We start from the raw sequence: 18352 nt of genomic DNA on the forward strand, positions 1-18352 counted from the left end.
AGCTATGGCAATTACACTTAGTCCTAGACAAAGAGCGCAATATGATGAGCTTTCAATGGCAGAGAAAATTGCCATTTTGCTAGTCCAGCTAGGCGATGAGATTACTTCGGAGATTTTCCACCACCTTGATATTGATGCCATTACAGAAGTCAGTAAGCAAATCGCCCAGCTAAGTGGCACGGATAAAACCATTGGTGCGGCAGTGCTAGAGGAATTTTATGTCATTTTTCAATCAAATCAATACATTAACTCCGGCGGTATGGACTATGCGCGTGATTTATTGATTAAGGCTCTTGGACCTGAAGCGGCAAAGGCGATTTTAGATAAACTTGCTAAGACTATGCAGTCCCAAAAGAATTTTGCCTATCTTTCAAAAATCCGCCCACAGCAACTTGCAGACTTTATTATTAACGAACACCCTCAAACTATTGCTCTTATTCTCGCTCATATGGACGCAAGTGGTGCGGCTGAAACGCTAGGGTATTTTTCTGATGACTTGCGTGCAGAAGTGGCTATCCGTATGGCAAACTTAGGGGATATTTCCCCAAGTGTCGTTAAACGCGTCTCTGCCGTGCTTGAAAACAAACTAGAATCATTGACAAGCTACAAGGTAGAAGTGGGTGGCACACGCTCTGTGGCTGAAATCTTTAACCGCCTTGGACAAAAGGCTGCCAAAGCGACAATCGCACATATTGAGCAGATTGATGAGCAATTAGCTATTGAGATTAAAGAGATGATGTTTACCTTTGAAGACATCTCTAAACTTGATAATAACGCTATTAGAGAGATTCTCAAAATTGCGGATAAAAAGGATCTTACACTTGCACTTAAATCCGCCCCTGATGAGTTGAAACAAAAATTTATGGGGAATATGTCTCAAAGGGCGAGTGAGCAGTTTATGGAAGAGATGCAATTCCTTGGTGCGGTAAAAGTGCGTGATGTGGAATCTGCACAAAGAAAGGTTGTAGAAGTGGTGCAAACCTTGTCAGAACAAGGCTTAATCCAAATAGGAGAGCAAGACGATGTCATTGCTTAGTCAAGAAAATATTATTGGGCAAGAGGAGCTTAAAAATCATAATATTAAAAAATATGAGTTTAAGAGCATTACAAGTGAGATGTTAGAATCTGGCAAAATCCTAGAGCCAAGTAAAGAGATAAATAAAGAGACAACTAGCGAGATAAATGAAAGTGAGATTTTAGGTGAGACACAAGCTTCCACGGAGGTTCAAAACACAGAATCTACAATGCAAAAAATCGCTACCTTAGAGCAGGAACTAGTCGAGAGATTGTTACAAAAGACAGATGAGTTATCTAGCTCTTTAGCAAAGTTGCAGATTCAGTTTGAAAAACTGCAAGTAGAAAGTGAGCAAAGGGTAGCAAGTGCGAGAGAAGAAGGCTACAAGGACGGCTTTAGAGAGGCTGAAACTAAGGCAAAAGATGAGCTATTTGCCGAGATAAATACGCAGAAAAAATCGCTTGTAGATTCTATTATCACACTAGAATCTGCCTTAAAGCAAAGTCAAAAGCATTTGGAGGATTTGGAAAAGGAGCTAAGTGCGATTTCTGTGGATATTGCAAAAGAGGTGATTTTGAGCGAAGTGAGTGAAAACTCTCAAAAAATTGCGCTTGGTTTAACAAAGGAGTTGTTAAACTCCATAATGGACGCAACAAACATTAAAATCAAAGTCAATCCAAGTGATTATCTCTTCTTAAAAGAGCAGTTGAGTGAAAATACAAAGGTTGAGATTCTAGCTGATAGTGCTGTGAGTTTAGGCGGTGTGGTGATCGTAAGTGATAGTGGGAATCTTGATGGCACAATTATGGCACGATATAAGAATTTGAAGCAATCCGTGCTAGAAAATATGCGTGATTAATGGCAAAAGAGACTAGGAAAGATAAATGGAAATGGCAAAGGTGTCGGCATTGAATGAGACAAAGGATTTAGATTCTAGGGCGTTAGATGTGTGTCTAGCCAAAGAGAGTGTGTTTGATACCTTGCGGACAATGTCTTTAGATGAGCTTAAAAGCGTGGCAACCTGTATTCGCAAAAGAATCTTAGAAGTGGTGAGCACCAATGGCGGACATTTAAGCTCCACACTTGGAGCGGTAGATTTGATTATAGGTATGCACGCCGTCTTTGATGCAACAAAGCACCCTTTTATCTTTGATGTGTCTCATCAAGCTTACGCACATAAGATTCTAACCGGGCGTTTTAGTGAGTTTAGCACACTTCGGCAGTATGGGGGTATAAGTGGATTTTGCCACCCTAAAGAATCTGCGAGTGATTATTTTATCGCTGGGCATAGCTCTACTTCTATTTCTTTGGGCGTTGGGGCGGCTAAGGCTAGGGCGTTACAAAATAATGAATATATGCCTGTGATTATGATAGGCGATGGGTCAATGAGTGCGGGGCTCGTGTATGAAGCACTCAATGAACTAGGCGATAGAAAATACCCAATGGTGATTGTTTTAAATGATAATGAGATGAGTATCGCTAAGCCCATAGGTGCAATAAGCAACTATCTTTCACAGATTCTTACTACTCCGCTGTATCAAAAAACACGCCATAGCATTAAAAAAGTCTTACAAAAAATGCCGGATTCAGCGACTTACCTTGCTAAACGCTTTGAAGAATCTTTGAAGCTCATCACGCCCGGGATTTTGTTTGAAGAGCTAGGGCTTGATTATGTAGGTCCCATTGATGGGCATAATATTGAACTCATTATCAATACACTACAAAGGGCAAAAGAGATGAAAAAGCCCGTGATTATCCACGCCCAAACGCTTAAAGGCAAGGGGTATGAGATAGCTGAAGGGCATTTTGAGCAGTGGCACGGCGTAGCTCCTTTTGATATAAGCACCGGCTCTGTGATTAAAAAATCCACTCAAATCGCCCCAACAGCGGTCTTTTCAAAGGCTTTAGAATCCTGTTGCAATGATGAATTGGTCGTAGGCATTACCGCAGCTATGCCAAGCGGGACGGGAATGGATAGACTGATTGAAAAATATCCGCAAAGATTCTGGGATGTGGCGATTTGCGAGGCTCACGGGGTTACTTCAATGGCGGCAATGGCAAAGGAGGGCTATAAGCCATTTGTGGCGATTTACTCTACTTTTTTGCAGCGTGCGTATGATCAGCTGATACACGATGTTGGAATCTTAGGGTTGCCTGTGCGATTTTGCATTGATAGGGCGGGGATTGTGGGTGAAGATGGCGAGACACATCAAGGACTATTTGATATTGCCTACTTACGCTCTATTCCTAACTTTGTGCTTTTTGCCCCACGCGATAATGCAAGTTTAGCTCAAGCAGTTGACTTTGCCTATCATTGCGATAATGCCCCTTGTGCCTTTCGCTATCCGCGTTCAAAATTTGTGTTAGAAGATGGCGTGTTTGAATCTAGGGCATTTGAGCTAGGCAAGGCGGAGCTACTCATTCAAGGAGAAAAGATTCTGCTTATAGGCTATGGGAATGGCGTAGGCAGAGCGTATTATGTGCGAGAATCTTTGCGTGAATTTGGGCTAAATCCTACCTTGCTTGATTTGCGTTTTGTAAAGCCCCTTGACAAAGAGAGGCTTAAAATTTTGTGTCAAAGCCATACGCATATTTGCGTGTTGAGTGATAGCTATGCTATGGGCGGTGTGGGGAGTGCTTTGCTTGAGTTTATGGCGGAAGAAAATCTGCTGAATGTGGCATTTAAAAGCTTTGAAATACAAGATAGCTTTATTCCCCACGGCAATAGTGGTATTGTAGAATCTGCTCTTGGGCTAGGAACGCAAAGCCTAGCAGATTCTATTAAACAATGGGTTGGCGTATAGTTTTAGGCAATTATGGGTGATTTTAGAAAATTTTAAAGAATAATCAAGTAAAATCCCCACCTTGTTTTTAGGTTTAAGCCTAATAAACGCTTGCGGGAATGGCGAAATTGGCAGACGCACCAGACTTAGGATCTGGCGCCGCAAGGCGTGGAGGTTCAAGTCCTCTTTCCCGCACCACTTCTTTTTTATTTCCCCAAATCTTTTTGTTTATATGTCGTTTTTAAGTCTTAGTTTGCTACAATCGCATTCTTAAAAATTTTCAAGGGTCTTCGTAATGGATACAGCTCAACCTCAAAATATTGAACGCAAAAAAATTTATAATCCAGAATCTAAAGAGAGCGTAAAAGATCGTAAGATTTTTGGCGGGAATCCTACAAGTATGTTTGATTTGAATAAAATCAAATATCAGTGGGCTTATAATCTTTGGAAAACAATGCTCGCAAACACTTGGTTTCCTGAGGAAGTTAATCTCAATGGCGATAAGCGTGATTATGCCGATGGGCTAACTGCCCAAGAAAAAGCGGGGTATGATAGGGCGTTAGCACAACTTATCTTTATGGATTCTTTACAGACAAATAACCTTATTGATAATGTTAATCCCTACATCACAAGCCCAGAGATTAATCTTATCCTTGTGCGTCAGGCTTTTGAAGAGGCATTGCATTCACAAAGCTATGCGGTTATGGTGGAATCTATCTCGGCAAATACAGATGAGATTTATGAAATGTGGCGTGTGGATATGCAGCTAAGGAGCAAAAACGACCATATAGCCAATGTGTATATTGAGCTTGGCAAACAACCAACAGAGCAGAATCTGCTTAAAGCACTCTTTGCGAATCAAATTTTAGAGGGTATATATTTTTATAGTGGATTCTCATATTTTTATACACTTGCTCGTAGTGGTAAAATGCTAGGCTCTGCCCAAATGATACGCTTTATCCAGCGAGATGAGGTAACGCATTTGCTTGTGTTTCAGCAAATGATAAATGCCTTAAGAAAGGAGCAGCCACATCTTTTTACTCCTTCGCTTGAAGAAGAGGTTATAGCGATGTTTCAAAAGGCGGTGGAAATAGAATCTGTGTGGGGAGAATATATCACGCAAGGGCAGATTCTAGGGCTGACTGCGGAGATTATACGAGAGTATATTCAATACCTTGCAGATATGCGTTTAAGGGCGGTGGGGTTAAGAGAGATTTATCATTCAAAAAATCCTATTAAGTGGGTTGAGCAGTTTGCAAGCTTTAATGACCAAAAAACAAATTTCTTTGAAGCTAAGGTTACAAATTATTCAAAGGGGAGTATTAATTTTGATGATTTCTAAAAAACTTTATTGTATGCAGATAAAGACGGGGCAGGATTTTGCTAGGAATTTGAAACAGGTGGAGGATTTTGTCGCACAATGTGGTAAAGATGCCATTATTTGCACACCTGAAGTAGTGCTAAGTGGCTTTGCCTATCAGCGTATGGAAGAAGCAAGTGAGTTTTCTAAACTCGCCACAGAGCGACTTTTAGAATGCAGTGCGAAGTATAAAAATACGCTTATTACCACAATGATTGAAAAGAAAAATAAAAAGTTTTTTAATAATCTTAAAGTGTTTCATAAAGGCGAGGTGATTCACAAGCAGAGTAAAAATAAGCTCTTTTTACTAGGTGATGAGCAGTTGCATTTTCAGGCAGGGGATAAAGATGAGATAGGCTTTTTTGAGATAGATGGGCTAAGATGTGCGGCTTTAATCTGCTTTGAGTTGCGTTTTGTTGAGTTGTGGGAGCAAATTAAAGGGGCAGATGTGATTTTTGTAAGTGCACAATGGGGCAAGGCAAGAAAAAATCACTTTGAGATTCTATCCCAAGCCCTTGCTGTGGCGAATCAAGCTTTTGTTGTGGCGAGTAATAGTGCTAATGACACTATGGCAAAGGGAAGCTCAATCATCACGCCTTATGGCGTTGTATATAAAAATGATAAGAAAAATTATATTGCCCAAGTGGTGGATATAAATGAAACTTCGCGTATGAGAAAATATCTCAATACGGGCATACAGATTAATGTATAAAAGCATAAGCAGGGCAGTGTGTAAGGAAAGCGTGTAGGGACTATGTATAGAAAACTAGCAAAAAAAATGTGTGATGAGATACAGGCAAAACTCCCATTATCGCCCAAAGTTATACAAGCCCTAAGTAGCGTTAATCGTGAAATATTCGTCCCTCCTGCTTTTGCTCATCTCTCTTATGAGATTAATGCTTTGCCAATGGTAGATTCACAATGGATTAGCTCACCTTTGACCGTGGCTCAAATGACGGAATATCTCGCTCCAAATGGTGGAGATTCTGTGCTGGAGATTGGCTGTGGGAGTGGGTATCAAGCAATGGTATTATCAAAAATGTTTCGCAGGGTTTTTAGCATTGAACGCATTGATAAGCTTTTAAGTGAAGCAAGGGAGCGTTTTAGGGCGTTACAAGTGCATAATATCTTTGTTAAACTCGATGATGGGCAAAAGGGCTGGGCGGAATATGCCCCTTTTGATGCAATATTGTTTTCAGCGTGTGCGAGAGAGATTCCACAAGGGATTGTGAATCAGCTTGAAGATGGTGGCACTATTGTCGCACCTATGCTTGATGTGGGGCGACAGATTATCAAGCGATTTAGAAAAGTTAAAGGGGTTTTAGATAAGGGTGAAAGCCTTGAGGAGTGCTTATTTGTTGATGTGCAAAATGGTGTGGTAAGGTAGCTTTGGGGCAAAAGGGGTAAAAATATGCTAGGCTTTATCTCTCTTTCTTTGTTTTATGCTTTTATTGGGGTATTGCTTATTCATTTGTATAGTGGCACTTATACGCATTTTTCCGCGTTGCTTAGAGCGACTTTTGCTTCCACTCGGTATAGAATCTACTTTATGCTGTTGTTTATTTTTTCACTTGCAATGCTTTATTGGCTTGAAGCTGGGGCGGTTTATGTGGTGCTTATGCTTTTATTGTTACTTGGTCTCATTGATATCCAATGCCTTGCCTTGCCTGATGTGCTAAATTTTTTACTGCTTTTAGTGTGTGTAGTGTTTGCTTTTTTAGATTCTATGTTTATGCAAGAGAGCTTCATACAAAGGGTGTTACTTGGCTTTGGCGTTGGTGGAGTATTTTTTGCACTCAAAATTATGTATCAATCTATGGCGAAAAAGGATATTATCGGGGAGGCAGATATAATTGTGCTAAGCTCTATTGGCATTGCCTTTGGGGTGCTTGATGCATTTGTGGCTGTATTTTTAGGTAGTATTGTCGCACTCTTTTATGCGGTTGTTTTAAGGGTATTTTACAAAGTAAATCTTGTGAATCTTAAGCTTCCATTTTGTTTTTTTATTTTTGTGGGTGTTTTGCTGAATTTTATATGGCTACATTTTGTTATGAGCGAGAATCTTGGCAATGCTTAAAAAATATCTTTTTAGCTCTTTTGCACAGATTTTTTTCCCATTTTTTCTCGTGCTGTTTTTTATCGCTTCTGTGGTGTTGCTCATTGACATAGCTGGGCGGACTTATGTAGTGAAAATGAGCTTTTTAGATTTAGGGACATTATTTATGTATCTTATCCCAAGTAGTCTGTTTTTTATTATCCCTATTACCTTTTTTGCCGCACTTGTGCTTGGAATCTCGCGTCTAGCGTATGATTATGAGCTTATGGTGTGCTTTTCACTTGGGAGTAAGCCACTTGATATGGTGCGATTTTTTTTGCCTATTACACTTCTTGCCACTTTGGTTTTATTTGTATTTTCATTTATTTTGCTGCCTTTAACCACAAGTGCGTCTAAAAATTTTGTAGCACAAAAAAAGGCGGATATTGATGTAAATATTAAACCCGGTGAGTTTGGGCAAAAGCTTGGTGATTGGCTTGTGTATGTGGATAGTGTGGATAATCGCAAATATCAAAATCTCGTGCTATTTTCGGAAAATGGCTTTGAGGGCGATACTTTTATTGTCGCGCAATCTGGGCAAACAAATAATAATCAAGGCTTGTTTGAGCTAAATCTCACATCGGGCAAAGCCTATTTTGCCGCACCCGAGGAGATAAAAAGGGTGGATTATAATACAATGAGTGTGCGACAAAATGTTAGTGAGCCACAGCTTAGCGGATATGACTTGATAGCCTATTGGAAAGAAGCCTTTAGCCTTGAATCTCGCCAAAAACTCCGCAAACTCGCTCAAGCTGTAATGGTCTCACTTTTTCCTTTAGTTTCTATCTTTTTAATTCCGCTTTTTGGCATTGCTAATCCGCGATTTCGATCTAATATGTCGTATTTTTATGTGATTGGCTCTGTGGCGTTATATTTTGTGCTTATGCACATCGCTTCGGATAATTTTGCCCTTGTTGGAATGATAAGCATACCGATTTTGTGGTTTTTTGGCGGATTTTTTCTGTATAAAAAATTTATCGCAAGGTTTTATTAATGCCACGATACAAGGCTGTGATTTCCTATGATGGCAGTGCATTTTATGGCTTTGCCTTACAAAAGCATAAGCCAAGTGTGCTGGGAGCATTGCAAGATGGATTTTCGCGTGTGGGGATAAGGGGCGAGATTCTAGGGACTTCACGCACGGATAAGGGTGTGCATTCCACAGGGCAGGTCATTAGCTTTGAATCTAGGCATTTTGAGGATAGCCACACCTTGCAGAATCTGCTGAATGCTAAATTGTATCCGCATATTGCGGTGCGGAGACTGGAAAGAGTGAATGAAGATTTTCACCCAAGATTCCACGCTTTGTGGCGAGCTTATCGCTTTTTGCTTAGCTCTCACGCTCCAAGTCCTTTTCAATCAGCCTATGTGAGCTATGAAAAAATAGGCAATAGGGCGTTGTTTCAATCTGCTTTGAGTATGTTTAAGGGGAAGCATAATTTTGCTTTGTTTAAGAAAAATGGCTCTTTTACAAAAGATTCTATCCGTGATATTTTTAGAATTTTTAGCTATCAGCATAAGGGCTTAGATATTGTGTATATAAAGGGCAATGGCTTTTTGCGTTCCCAAGTGCGACTAATGGTGGGTGCGGCATTAAGCGTAAGTCGCGGTGAGCTAAGTTTAGAAAGTCTGCAAGAGCAGATTCAAGCTAAAAAAAGACATTATAACTTCCCCATAAGCCCAAATGGCTTATATCTTTGTGGTGTGGGGTATAGCAAAATAAAAAAATAGAATCTTAAAAGTTTAAAGGTTTAATTACACGCCCCTAATCAGTTTGGTTTAGTATTCTTTTAAAACTCATTTGCTATAATGTCGCCCAACCTAGATGACGCGTCTTTCCTTTCATATCGCTAGTCTGTTACTAAAAGATTTTTGAGCTAATCGTAGTAATTTCTGTGTGTCGGTGTTTCTGCTTGAGCCATTTGCGTGGTTAGGATTTGTCGCCTAATGAGATTCTCTTAGCTCTGTTTGTGGCTTTTTTAGGCTACGCACAATGGGGTAACGCTCATTTGGGGGTTTTAGAATCTTTAAGGAAAAAGTATGCGAGAGAATATATTGATTATCGGTAATGGCGGGCGAGAATATGCTATGGGACTTGTGCTAAAAGATGATAAGAGAGTGGAATGCTTGTATTTTGCCCCGGGCAATGGTGGCACACACGCACTAGGTGTCAATATCCCCGCTACAAAACATACAGATATTTTAGAATCTATACAAAAATACAATATTACACTTGTGATTATCGGTCCTGAAGCACCATTGAGTGAGGGGCTAAGTGATTTTTTGATAGCACATAATGTGCGTGTGTTTGGTCCATCTCTAGCGGCTTCTAGGTTAGAATCTAGCAAGGCATATATGAAAGATTTAGTCTCACAAGCAGGAATCAAAACAGCAAAATATATGCAGTCCAATGATATTAATGCTTTAAGTGAGTTTATCCACACGCTCACACCGCCGATTGTGGTAAAGGCTGATGGATTATGTGCAGGAAAAGGTGTTGTTATAGCCCTTAGTCATAATGAAGCTATTGCTCATACAAAGGAAATGCTTTCCGGCAAGGCGTTTGGCAATGCTGGAATGCGTGTAGTGATTGAAGAATATTTAGATGGCTATGAGCTATCCGTTTTTGCCGTAAGTGATGGCAGGGATTTTATTATGCTTCCAGCCTGTCAAGATCACAAGCGGTTACTATCAGGTGATAATGGTCCAAACACCGGTGGTATGGGCGCTTATACACCTACACCTTTATGCGATAAATCTTTGCTTGAAAAGATTAAGAAAGAGATTATCACGCCTACACTAGATATGATGCGTAAGCAGGGAAGTCCATTTGTGGGGGTGCTTTTTGGCGGGATTATGGTGTGTGAGAAGGATAATGAGCTGACACCATACTTGCTTGAATTTAATGTGCGTTTTGGCGATCCTGAATGTGAAGTGCTAATGCCGCTACTAGAGACACCATTGTTTGATATTGTAACTCACGCAATTGATGGGAAAATCGCAGAGCTTGAATGCAAGATGATTGAAAAATGTGCTGTAGCCGTGGTGGCTTCATCAAAAGACTATCCTTATAAGTCAAGTCCTGCTGTGCCTATTGCTGTAAAAGATTTTGATAAAAATCTAGGGCATATTGTGTATGCGGGAGTGAGTAAAGCAGAATCTGGCGAGATTCTAGCAAGTGGTGGGCGTGTGCTACTCGCTGTAGGGTTAGCGGAGAGTTTAGAAAAAGCACGAGATAATGCTTATGAAATTATGAAGCATATTTCTTTTAAAGGTATGCACTTTAGAGATGATATTGCATTTAGGGCATTAGGCAGATGAATAATGATGAAAAGCTCTTAGAAATTTTGGAGCGGGAGAATCTTAGGATAGCTGATAGGAGTTTGCGGATTCTAGCGTGGTTTATTGATGTATTTTTACTCTCTTTTATTTTTGCGCTTATCCATTTAGATACACTCTCACAAATGAGCGATTCTTCTGGTAATGTGGATTATGAGAGTGTGAGAGCTTTTGTAATGGCTTTCACTTGGCAGGTGTGGATTTTAAAAATCAGTTATGATACTTTTTTTGTGTGGTATTATGGAAGTAGTATTGGTAAGATTATTTGTAAGATTAAAGTTGTGAGTGTAGATTTGTTTGATAAACCAAGTTTTATATCTGCCTTGCTTCGCGCGTGTGGGAAGTATGTGGGTGAGAGTTTGCTTTTTATCACTTATGTGTTTGGTTTTGCTGATAGGTTTGTGCGGACACTGCACGATAGAATCGCTAAAACTTTGGTGATTGCCTATTGAAAAAATCTATTTTTTTTGGATTCTTGCTATGCGTTTTAGTAGGCGTATTACACGCTACACAAAAGGCAGATAAGTTTGATTTGTCCGCTGATAATGTCAGTGCGAGTGGTGATATTGTAACGGCTAGGGGCAATGCGTTTTTATTCTATGGTGATATATATATGGTCGCCAATAAAATTATCTACAACAAACAAACTAGACAAGCATATTTAGAAGGTGGAGCTAAAATCTATCAAGGCGATGTAGTGTATTTAGATGTGGAACAAGTAGATGTGAATATGGATAATAAGCACACGCAGATGTCAAATGTGTATTTGCAAAGTGGCGTTGGAATGTGGTTTATGGCAAAGCAAAGTGAGGGGCAAGATGGCAAATATCACTTCAAAAATGGTGTGATTTCAGGCTGCGATATACAATATCCATTATGGCATATGAATGTAAGCTCCGGCACATACAATACAGATAAAGAATATATGAGCGTGTGGAATCCTAGATTCTATCTTGGGGCAGTGCCGGTGTTTTATCTGCCATATTTTGTCGCACCAACGGGCAATAAAAGGAAAAGCGGTCTGCTCACCCCCACTATGTCTTTAAGCAATAAGCAAGGCTTTATGTATATGCAGCCTCTTTTTATTGCACCATATGATCGCTGGGATATGACAATCGCCCCACAGATAAGGACACAGCGTGGGGCTGGAGGGGATTTAGAGTTTCGCTTTGCTGATAGGGATAATAAGGTTGCCATTTTACAAACGCGTTATTTTCAAAATACAGATGAATACACAACGCTATATAACCTTAAAAATAAATACATTTATGGTGGGACTTTTAAATATGACACACAGGGAATCTTTGCAAGGAATAATGACAATATAAAGGACGGGTTTTTTGCTGATATTACTTATATGAATGATTTAGAGTATATGCGTTTAAGAAGCCTTAATGCCGCATTTAATACGCGTTTATATGAATCTCGTGTGAATTATTTTCTTAATTCCAACAAACACTATTTTGGGACATATTTTAAATATTACCTTGACTTATCTAAGGTGGATAATAGTCAAACTTTTCAAGCCCTACCGCAACTGCATTACCACCACTACACAGATTCTCTATTTTTTAGGAATCTGCTTTATACCTTTGATTTTCAAAGTAAGCATATTACGCGACCTTCAGGCTATGGGTATTTTCAAAATACAATGTCTTTGCCTATCGGTTTAGCTCTACCAATACTCAACGATTATATATCACTTGGGGCAAATATAGATGCTTATGCGACTTCTGTGTCCTTGCAAGATTATCAAGGGATAACTGACGCTTTAAAACAGCCATTAGGGAAAAATATCAATTACAGCGTGAGCAGTTATAATGTCTCGATTAACTCTGACATTGCGCGTCCATATAAGCATTTTTTTCACTCCTTGCATTTTGAGGCTCTTTTTAGTGGCGCGTTGTATAAATACACTTCTGAAGCCGTGAATGATGATAGATATGAGGCGTATAATGAGCTTATTAATCAGGGCTTACCACAAGAGGCACTTGCTGTGATTTGGAATCCAAGTGATATTGTTGATGTTGTGAAAAATAAGCATAAAGTGGATTTGAAATTTTCACAATACTTTTATGGTAAAAATGGCAAGGAGCTTTTCTATTGGCGTATGTATCAGCGATTGTTTATGCAAGATAGTTTTTTAAATAGCTCTCAAGTCTTACGCAATGAGCTGGGATTCTCCCCACTTGATGGGTTAAATTTTAGCGGTTCGGTGTTTTATTCATATATAAGAAAAACAATCAGCGAAGCTTCAGTTAATGCATCTTTTAACAAATGGGGGCTAGATTCTAATCTCACTTATTATTTTAAGCTTGATCCATTATATTTAAGCTCTGGTTTGTATTCACCACAGGGCAATACAGGCTTTGCTCGTGGGACATTGGGCTATGATTTTGGCTATTTTCGTTTAAATACGAATGTGGGCTATGATGTGGGACTTGGGTATTTAAAGGATTGGTATGTTACAATCTCCAAAGACATTCGGTGTTTTGGTGTGGCTTTGAAATTTGCTCAAGATATCCGCCCAACACTTACAGCAGATAATCAAATTACGCCAATTAAAAATCAATATGTAAAGATTGAGTTCCGTTTTGTGCCTTTGGCAAACACGGGCTTTACTTATAGATTCAAAGAATAAGGAGGAAAGGTGCAAAAGATTATATTTTCTCAAGCCCAAGATGCACTGCCACCTTTGCTTGATGTGATATATATTAAGAATCTTAACCTAGAGAATGCAATTTTAGTCGCTATTGGTAGGGAGGGTGTGGGCTTTGCAAGTGTGTTGGCTAACAAGCTTAAAGTCCCTATGGCATTTCTTTTTACACAGATTATCCCTTCCCCACTCAATCCTGAATGCCCTGTGGCAGTGGTAAGCGAGGATATGGAGATTGTGATAAATGAAGAGCTAGTGAGTGCTTTTGGTATTAGCCTTGATTATGTATATGGGGAGGCACAAAGGCAATATGAAGAGGCGATTTTACCCGCTCGGTATCAGCTGCGAAAAGGAGAGGGGATTAGCTCATTTGCGGGTAAAGATATTTTGCTTTTTGATTTGGGGATTGAGACGGGATTGCGTATAGGTGTAGCGATAAAAACTTGTATGAACTTAAAAGCAAAAAGTATTTGTGTGCTTGCACCTGTGATGCCTAAAAATATTTATGAGTTTTTAAGCGAGATTTGCGATGATGTATGTTGCCCTTATCCGCTTGAAAACTATGTTTCTACGACACATTATTTTCCCACTCTTCAGCCCATAGATGATGAGAGTTTTGAAGAGATTCTAAGCCAAACTACAACAAAGGAGACAAATGCAACGCATTGATATACAAAATGAGAATCTAAATGAGAGTTATACTTTTAACTATATGGCAAAGGCAGCAAATGGCAGTGTGCTGTATCAAAACGGCGGAAGTGTGCTACTAGCAAGTGTGTGTGCGGAAGAGAATAACAAATATGATGATGACTTTTTGCCCTTAAGTGTGCAATACATTGAAAAAGCCTATGCGAGTAATAAATTCCCCCCCGGTTTTGTGAAGCGAGAGGGCAAACCTAGTGAATTTGAGATTCTCACTTCTAGGCTCATTGATAGGACATTGCGTCCGCTTTTTCCCAAAGGCTATAGGCATATTACTTCAATTGTTATTTGGGTGCTAAGCTATGATGGCAAGAGTGATTTGCAGCTCAATGCACTTAATGCCGCATCGGCAGCTTTATATGTCTCAAACCTGCCTTTAGAGAGTTTAAAAGACAATGCGGTGTGTGGGGTAAGAATCGGGCGTAAAAATGGAGCGTTTGTATTAAATCCCACAATGGAGCAGATGAGTGAAAGTGAGCTTGATTTGTTTGTGTCCGGCAGGGGTGATGAGCTATTAATGATTGAAATGAAAAGTATTAGGAGTGAAAAAGGGGCAAATGAACTTAGTGAAAGGGATATGATACTTGCTTTAGAATCTGCTAAAAGTTATATAGACAGGGCGACACAGAGCTATCACAAATATTTTGCCCCTTATAAAAAGCAAAGCCTTGCGATTGATTTAAGTCAAGATTCACTTAACACTGATTTATTAGAAAAAATTGCTAAAAACTACCATAGCCAAATTTTAGAAGCCATCACATTTTTAGCTAAATCAGAATCTCAAATGCAGCTTCATTCCATTATCAAACAGGCAATGCGTGAGTGTGGCATTGAAGAAGAGAAAATCGCCACAGAGCATATTAAGGCGTATAAGAAAAAGCTTGTGCGTGAGATGATTATAGAATCTGCTATTAGGGCTGATGGCAGGGGCTTAAAGGATATTCGCCCTATCAGTATAGAGACAAATATTCTGCCCTTTGCTCACGGCAGTGTGCTTTTCACACGTGGGCAAACTCAAGCCCTTGTGAGTGCGACACTTGGCAGTGAGAATGACGCACAAAGCTATGAGATGTTAGGTAGTAAGAATGCGTTAAAACGGCGATTTTTATTCCATTATAATTTCCCCGGATTCAGCGTTGGCGAAGCAAGTATGATAGGCAGTGTAGGGCGTAGAGAGCTAGGACACGGCAATCTTGCTAGACGCGCTTTAGAATCTAGCCTTACTTCGCAGGATAGGACAATCCGCTTAGTGTCAGAGATTTTAGAATCTAATGGCTCAAGCTCAATGGCGAGTGTGTGCGGCGGATCTTTGGCATTATGTGCGTGTGGGGTTCAGGTAGATTCTCTTATAGCGGGGGTGGCTATGGGGCTAGTAACACAGGGGGAGAAATACGCTATACTCACAGATATTAGTGGTTTAGAAGATCACGATGGTGATATGGATTTTAAGGTTGCTGGTGGATATAAGGGCATAAGTGCAATGCAAATGGATATTAAGCTTGGTGGCATTTCAAAAGAGATTTTAGAAGAATCTTTACTGCAAGCAAAGGAAGCAAGGGAGCAGATTCTAGGCATTATGGAGGAAGCTAGGGCAAAGATTGTGCTAAATCATTCTATCTTGCCAAAGAGTGAAAGTTTTAAGATTGCCCCACATAAGATTGTTGAAGTGATCGGGCAAGGTGGGCGTGTGATAAAGGATATTATTGAGCGATTTGAAGTGAGTATTGATTTGGAGCGTGAAAGTGGAATAGTGAATGTGAGTGCAAGTAATGAAGATAATCTTGCTAAAGCCAAGGCTTTTATCCTAGAGATTGTAAGTGGAGCTAAAAGTGATAGGGTAGATTGGGAGAGTTATAATGTGGGTGAGCGATTTGTTGGGAAGATAAAGAAAATTGCGGATTTTGGGGTATTTGTGGAGCTGCCGCGTGGTGGTGATGGGCTATTGCATATCAGCAAAATTATTAAAGATAAGAATGAAAGCATTCATAGTGTGTTGCAAGGCAAAAGTGAGTTAGAGTGCGAGATTCTCTCCCGCAATAAGGGCAAGGTGGAGTTAGGCTTAGTTTAATGTTTTTTTTATTAAAGCTTAGGCATAATCACGCTTCCAAAGTGTCAAGTAGGGGACAGATCCGAACAGACTTTGAGATTTTGTAAAGAGGTGTTCAATGAAATTCTTAGCTCTTTTGTGTTTAGGAATGATTGGTTTCGCATTTGGTGTGGAGAATAATGATATGGGATTGAGTATGGTTGTTTCATATTCAATTGGTGGTGCTGTGATTGGTTTGGGCATTGCGGCTCTTGGTGGTGCTATTGGTATGGGACACGCTGCAGCTGCGACAATCTCTGGAACAGCTCGTAATCCCGGAATCAGCGGTAAATTGCTTGGGACAATGTTTATTGCATTGGCGTTGATTGAAGCACAAGTTATCTATACCTTGGTTTTAGCACTTGTTGCTATATATGCAAATCCTTTCCTTCCAAGCGGAGCTGTGTTGGCAATATAGTCTAACTTATGCAGATTCTACTTTTGAATCTGCATTGTGCGCTGGTGGTGGAATTGGTAGACACACCATCTTGAGGGGGTGGCGGGGCGACCCGTGCGAGTTCAAGTCTCGCTCAGCGCACCATACTTTAAAATCAACTTCTTGTTATTTTTATCATTTGCCGGAGTGGTGAAACTGGTAGACGCGCTAGACTCAAAATCTAGTAGGGGCAACCCTGTGTCGGTTCGAGTCCGACTTTCGGCACCATAAATACCTAGACTTTATTAAATCTCTATAGTTTATGATTTTTCAGGCTTTTATAGATGATATTATTTTGGTGATTAAAGGATATATTATTGGAATCTGGTTTTGCTCACTCTGTCCTTAGCCTTGTTGTGCCACTTTTTGTGGTTGTGATGGTTGTGCTTTTAAGACGCGTTGTGCTTTCACTTTTTCTAGGCGTATGCTTAAGCGGACTTATGCTTTATGGCTTTTCTTTAGAATCCTTAAGCTTTGTGTGTAAGGCGATAAGTAGCGTGTTTTATGATGAAGGTATAAATTGGGACGGGGCATTTATCTTTGCCTTTTTGATTATTTTAGGCGTGATTACGCAGATTATTCTATATAGTGGGGCGATTGGGGCGTTTGTAAAATGGGCTAGGAATCATATCAAAACCGCTAAAGGCTCGGAATTTCTAGCTTTTGTTGCTGGAGTAGTGATTTTTATTGATGATTATTTTAATGCCTTGACCGTTGGACAAATCTCACGCTCACTCAATGATAGCTTTCACTCTAGCCGTGAGCGTTTGGCGTATATTATTGATTCTACTTCGGCACCCATTTGTATTCTTATACCGCTTTCAAGCTGGGGGGCTTATAACATAGGGCTTTTAAGTAAGCAGGGCATTGAAGAGCCTTTTATGGTGCTACTGCAAAGCATTCCAAATAATTTTTATGCTTTTTTTGCGTTGATTGCTGTTGTTTTGACAATTATATGGCGGGTGAATTTGCCTGTAATGCGGAATAATGTCAATGTGGGTATGCAGGATTCTAAAGCACAAGATTCTAAAATAAATGGGACACATATTTTTCAACGCAAAAGTGCTATTATTTATCTCATCGTGCCGATTCTCGCCCTTATTGTAGGTATTTGTTTTATGATTTTTTATACAGGTTTTCAAGGGCTAGAAGATGGAGAGAGTGGGCTAATTGCTATGCTATCTCACACGGACACGCCTTTTTCACTTTTTTGCGGTGGGGCATTTGCACTTGTGGTTACGCTTTTAATGACACTTGGGATTATAGAATCTAAAGAGTATCCTAGCATTTTTTGGTTTGGGGCAAAAAGTATGTTTGGTGCGATTTTAATTTTGATTTTTGCGTGGGCGATTGGACCGGTGATAAAGGATCATATCCAAACAGGCGTGTATTTGGCAAATGTGGCAAAAGATGTGCTAAGTGCTGATATGATGGTGTTTATGCCCGTGTTTTTATTCCTTATTTCTGCTTTTATCGCCTTTTGCACTGGCACAAGCTGGGGGACATTTGCCATTATGCTACCCATTGGTATGGAAGTAACGCTCCAAAGTGGTAGTGGTGAGATGACGCAGGGTGCATTTTTGGCTTTATCAGCTATTTTATCGGGTGCAGTCTATGGTGATCATACCTCGCCCATTTCAGATACGACCATTCTTTCTGCTGTGGGGGCTGGCTGCTCTGTGCAAAGCCATTTTATTACGCAGTTTCCTTATACCAGCATTGCTGCTTTGTGTGCGGGGGTAAGCTTTGTGCTACTTGCTTTAACACAAAGCACTTTGATTGCTTTTTGCGTGGGTTTTGTGTTGCTTGGCGGTATTTTTTATGTGCTTAAAAGATTCTATGGTGGGGATATTGAGATTATACAAAACACATAATGGGGG

Annotated in this window: 16 protein-coding genes and 3 tRNA genes; all 19 read left to right on the top strand. The window is 40.0% G+C overall.

All coding sequences use genetic code 11. The annotated features are described in order from the left end of the window. Positions 1–4: 4 nt before the first annotated feature. Positions 5–1036, top strand: coding sequence for a flagellar motor switch protein FliG (gene fliG / locus HCN_RS01600; protein WP_002957192.1), 1032 nt, complete (start codon positions 5–7; stop codon positions 1034–1036). After that, a complete protein-coding gene (gene fliH, locus HCN_RS01605; RefSeq protein WP_002957191.1) occupies positions 1023–1874 on the top strand; it encodes a flagellar assembly protein FliH in 852 nt (283 codons plus the stop codon). The genes fliG and fliH overlap by 14 nt, the downstream gene beginning before the upstream one ends. Positions 1875–1899: 25 nt before the next feature. Further along, the gene (gene dxs, locus HCN_RS01610; RefSeq protein ID WP_014666354.1) at positions 1900–3819 is read left to right on the top strand and encodes a 1-deoxy-D-xylulose-5-phosphate synthase; all 1920 of its coding nucleotides are present in this window, start codon (positions 1900–1902) and stop codon (positions 3817–3819) included. A gap of 92 nt (positions 3820–3911) precedes the next feature. Further along, positions 3912–3996, top strand: a tRNA-Leu gene (locus HCN_RS01615). 97 nt (positions 3997–4093) lie between these two features. After that, complete coding sequence (locus HCN_RS01620) at positions 4094–5140, top strand: ribonucleotide-diphosphate reductase subunit beta (protein WP_002957189.1); 1047 nt, start codon at positions 4094–4096, stop codon at positions 5138–5140. Next, a complete protein-coding gene (locus tag HCN_RS01625; protein WP_014666355.1) occupies positions 5130–5870 on the top strand; it encodes a carbon-nitrogen hydrolase family protein in 741 nt (246 codons plus the stop codon). Before HCN_RS01620 ends, HCN_RS01625 begins: the two co-directional genes overlap by 11 nt. Positions 5871–5912: 42 nt before the next feature. After that, positions 5913–6545, top strand: a complete 633-nt coding sequence (locus HCN_RS01630; RefSeq protein ID WP_014666356.1) for a protein-L-isoaspartate(D-aspartate) O-methyltransferase — start codon at positions 5913–5915, stop codon at positions 6543–6545. 24 nt (positions 6546–6569) lie between these two features. Beyond that, complete coding sequence (locus HCN_RS01635; protein ID WP_002957186.1) at positions 6570–7235, top strand: prepilin peptidase; 666 nt, start codon at positions 6570–6572, stop codon at positions 7233–7235. Then, on the top strand, positions 7228–8247 hold the full coding sequence (locus HCN_RS01640; protein WP_050982831.1) for an LptF/LptG family permease: 1020 nt from the start codon (positions 7228–7230) through the stop codon (positions 8245–8247). The genes HCN_RS01635 and HCN_RS01640 overlap by 8 nt, the downstream gene beginning before the upstream one ends. Further along, entirely contained in the window at positions 8247–8984 is a 738-nt protein-coding gene (truA, locus tag HCN_RS01645; RefSeq protein WP_002957184.1) for a tRNA pseudouridine(38-40) synthase TruA, read from the top strand. Before HCN_RS01640 ends, truA begins: the two co-directional genes overlap by 1 nt. A gap of 309 nt (positions 8985–9293) precedes the next feature. After that, positions 9294–10574, top strand: a complete 1281-nt coding sequence (purD, locus tag HCN_RS01650; protein WP_014666358.1) for a phosphoribosylamine--glycine ligase — start codon at positions 9294–9296, stop codon at positions 10572–10574. Beyond that, the gene (locus tag HCN_RS01655; protein WP_014666359.1) at positions 10571–11044 is read left to right on the top strand and encodes an RDD family protein; all 474 of its coding nucleotides are present in this window, start codon (positions 10571–10573) and stop codon (positions 11042–11044) included. Before purD ends, HCN_RS01655 begins: the two co-directional genes overlap by 4 nt. Next, positions 11041–13233 (top strand): LPS-assembly protein LptD, encoded by a 2193-nt coding sequence (locus HCN_RS01660; RefSeq protein ID WP_232501872.1) that lies wholly within the window; start codon positions 11041–11043, stop codon positions 13231–13233. Before HCN_RS01655 ends, HCN_RS01660 begins: the two co-directional genes overlap by 4 nt. Positions 13234–13242: 9 nt before the next feature. Then, on the top strand, positions 13243–13917 hold the full coding sequence (locus HCN_RS01665) for a phosphoribosyltransferase (RefSeq protein WP_014666361.1): 675 nt from the start codon (positions 13243–13245) through the stop codon (positions 13915–13917). Next, complete coding sequence (locus tag HCN_RS01670; protein WP_014666362.1) at positions 13904–16018, top strand: polyribonucleotide nucleotidyltransferase; 2115 nt, start codon at positions 13904–13906, stop codon at positions 16016–16018. The genes HCN_RS01665 and HCN_RS01670 overlap by 14 nt, the downstream gene beginning before the upstream one ends. Before the next feature lie 97 nt (positions 16019–16115). After that, positions 16116–16454: a F0F1 ATP synthase subunit C gene (locus tag HCN_RS01675; RefSeq protein WP_014666363.1), complete on the top strand. Its 339-nt coding sequence runs from the start codon at positions 16116–16118 to the stop codon at positions 16452–16454. Between the two features lie 38 nt (positions 16455–16492). Continuing rightward, positions 16493–16577: transfer RNA gene (locus tag HCN_RS01680), tRNA-Leu, on the top strand. Between the two features lie 36 nt (positions 16578–16613). Further along, positions 16614–16700 (top strand) — tRNA-Leu (locus HCN_RS01685). Positions 16701–16849: 149 nt separating this feature from the next. Further along, positions 16850–18346, top strand: coding sequence for a Na+/H+ antiporter NhaC family protein (locus HCN_RS01690; RefSeq protein ID WP_172583194.1), 1497 nt, complete (start codon positions 16850–16852; stop codon positions 18344–18346). Positions 18347–18352 lie beyond the last annotated feature (6 nt).

It is taken from the genome of Helicobacter cinaedi PAGU611 (assembly GCF_000284635.1).
In the GTDB taxonomy this organism is placed as follows: Bacteria; Campylobacterota; Campylobacteria; order Campylobacterales; family Helicobacteraceae; genus Helicobacter_C; species Helicobacter_C cinaedi.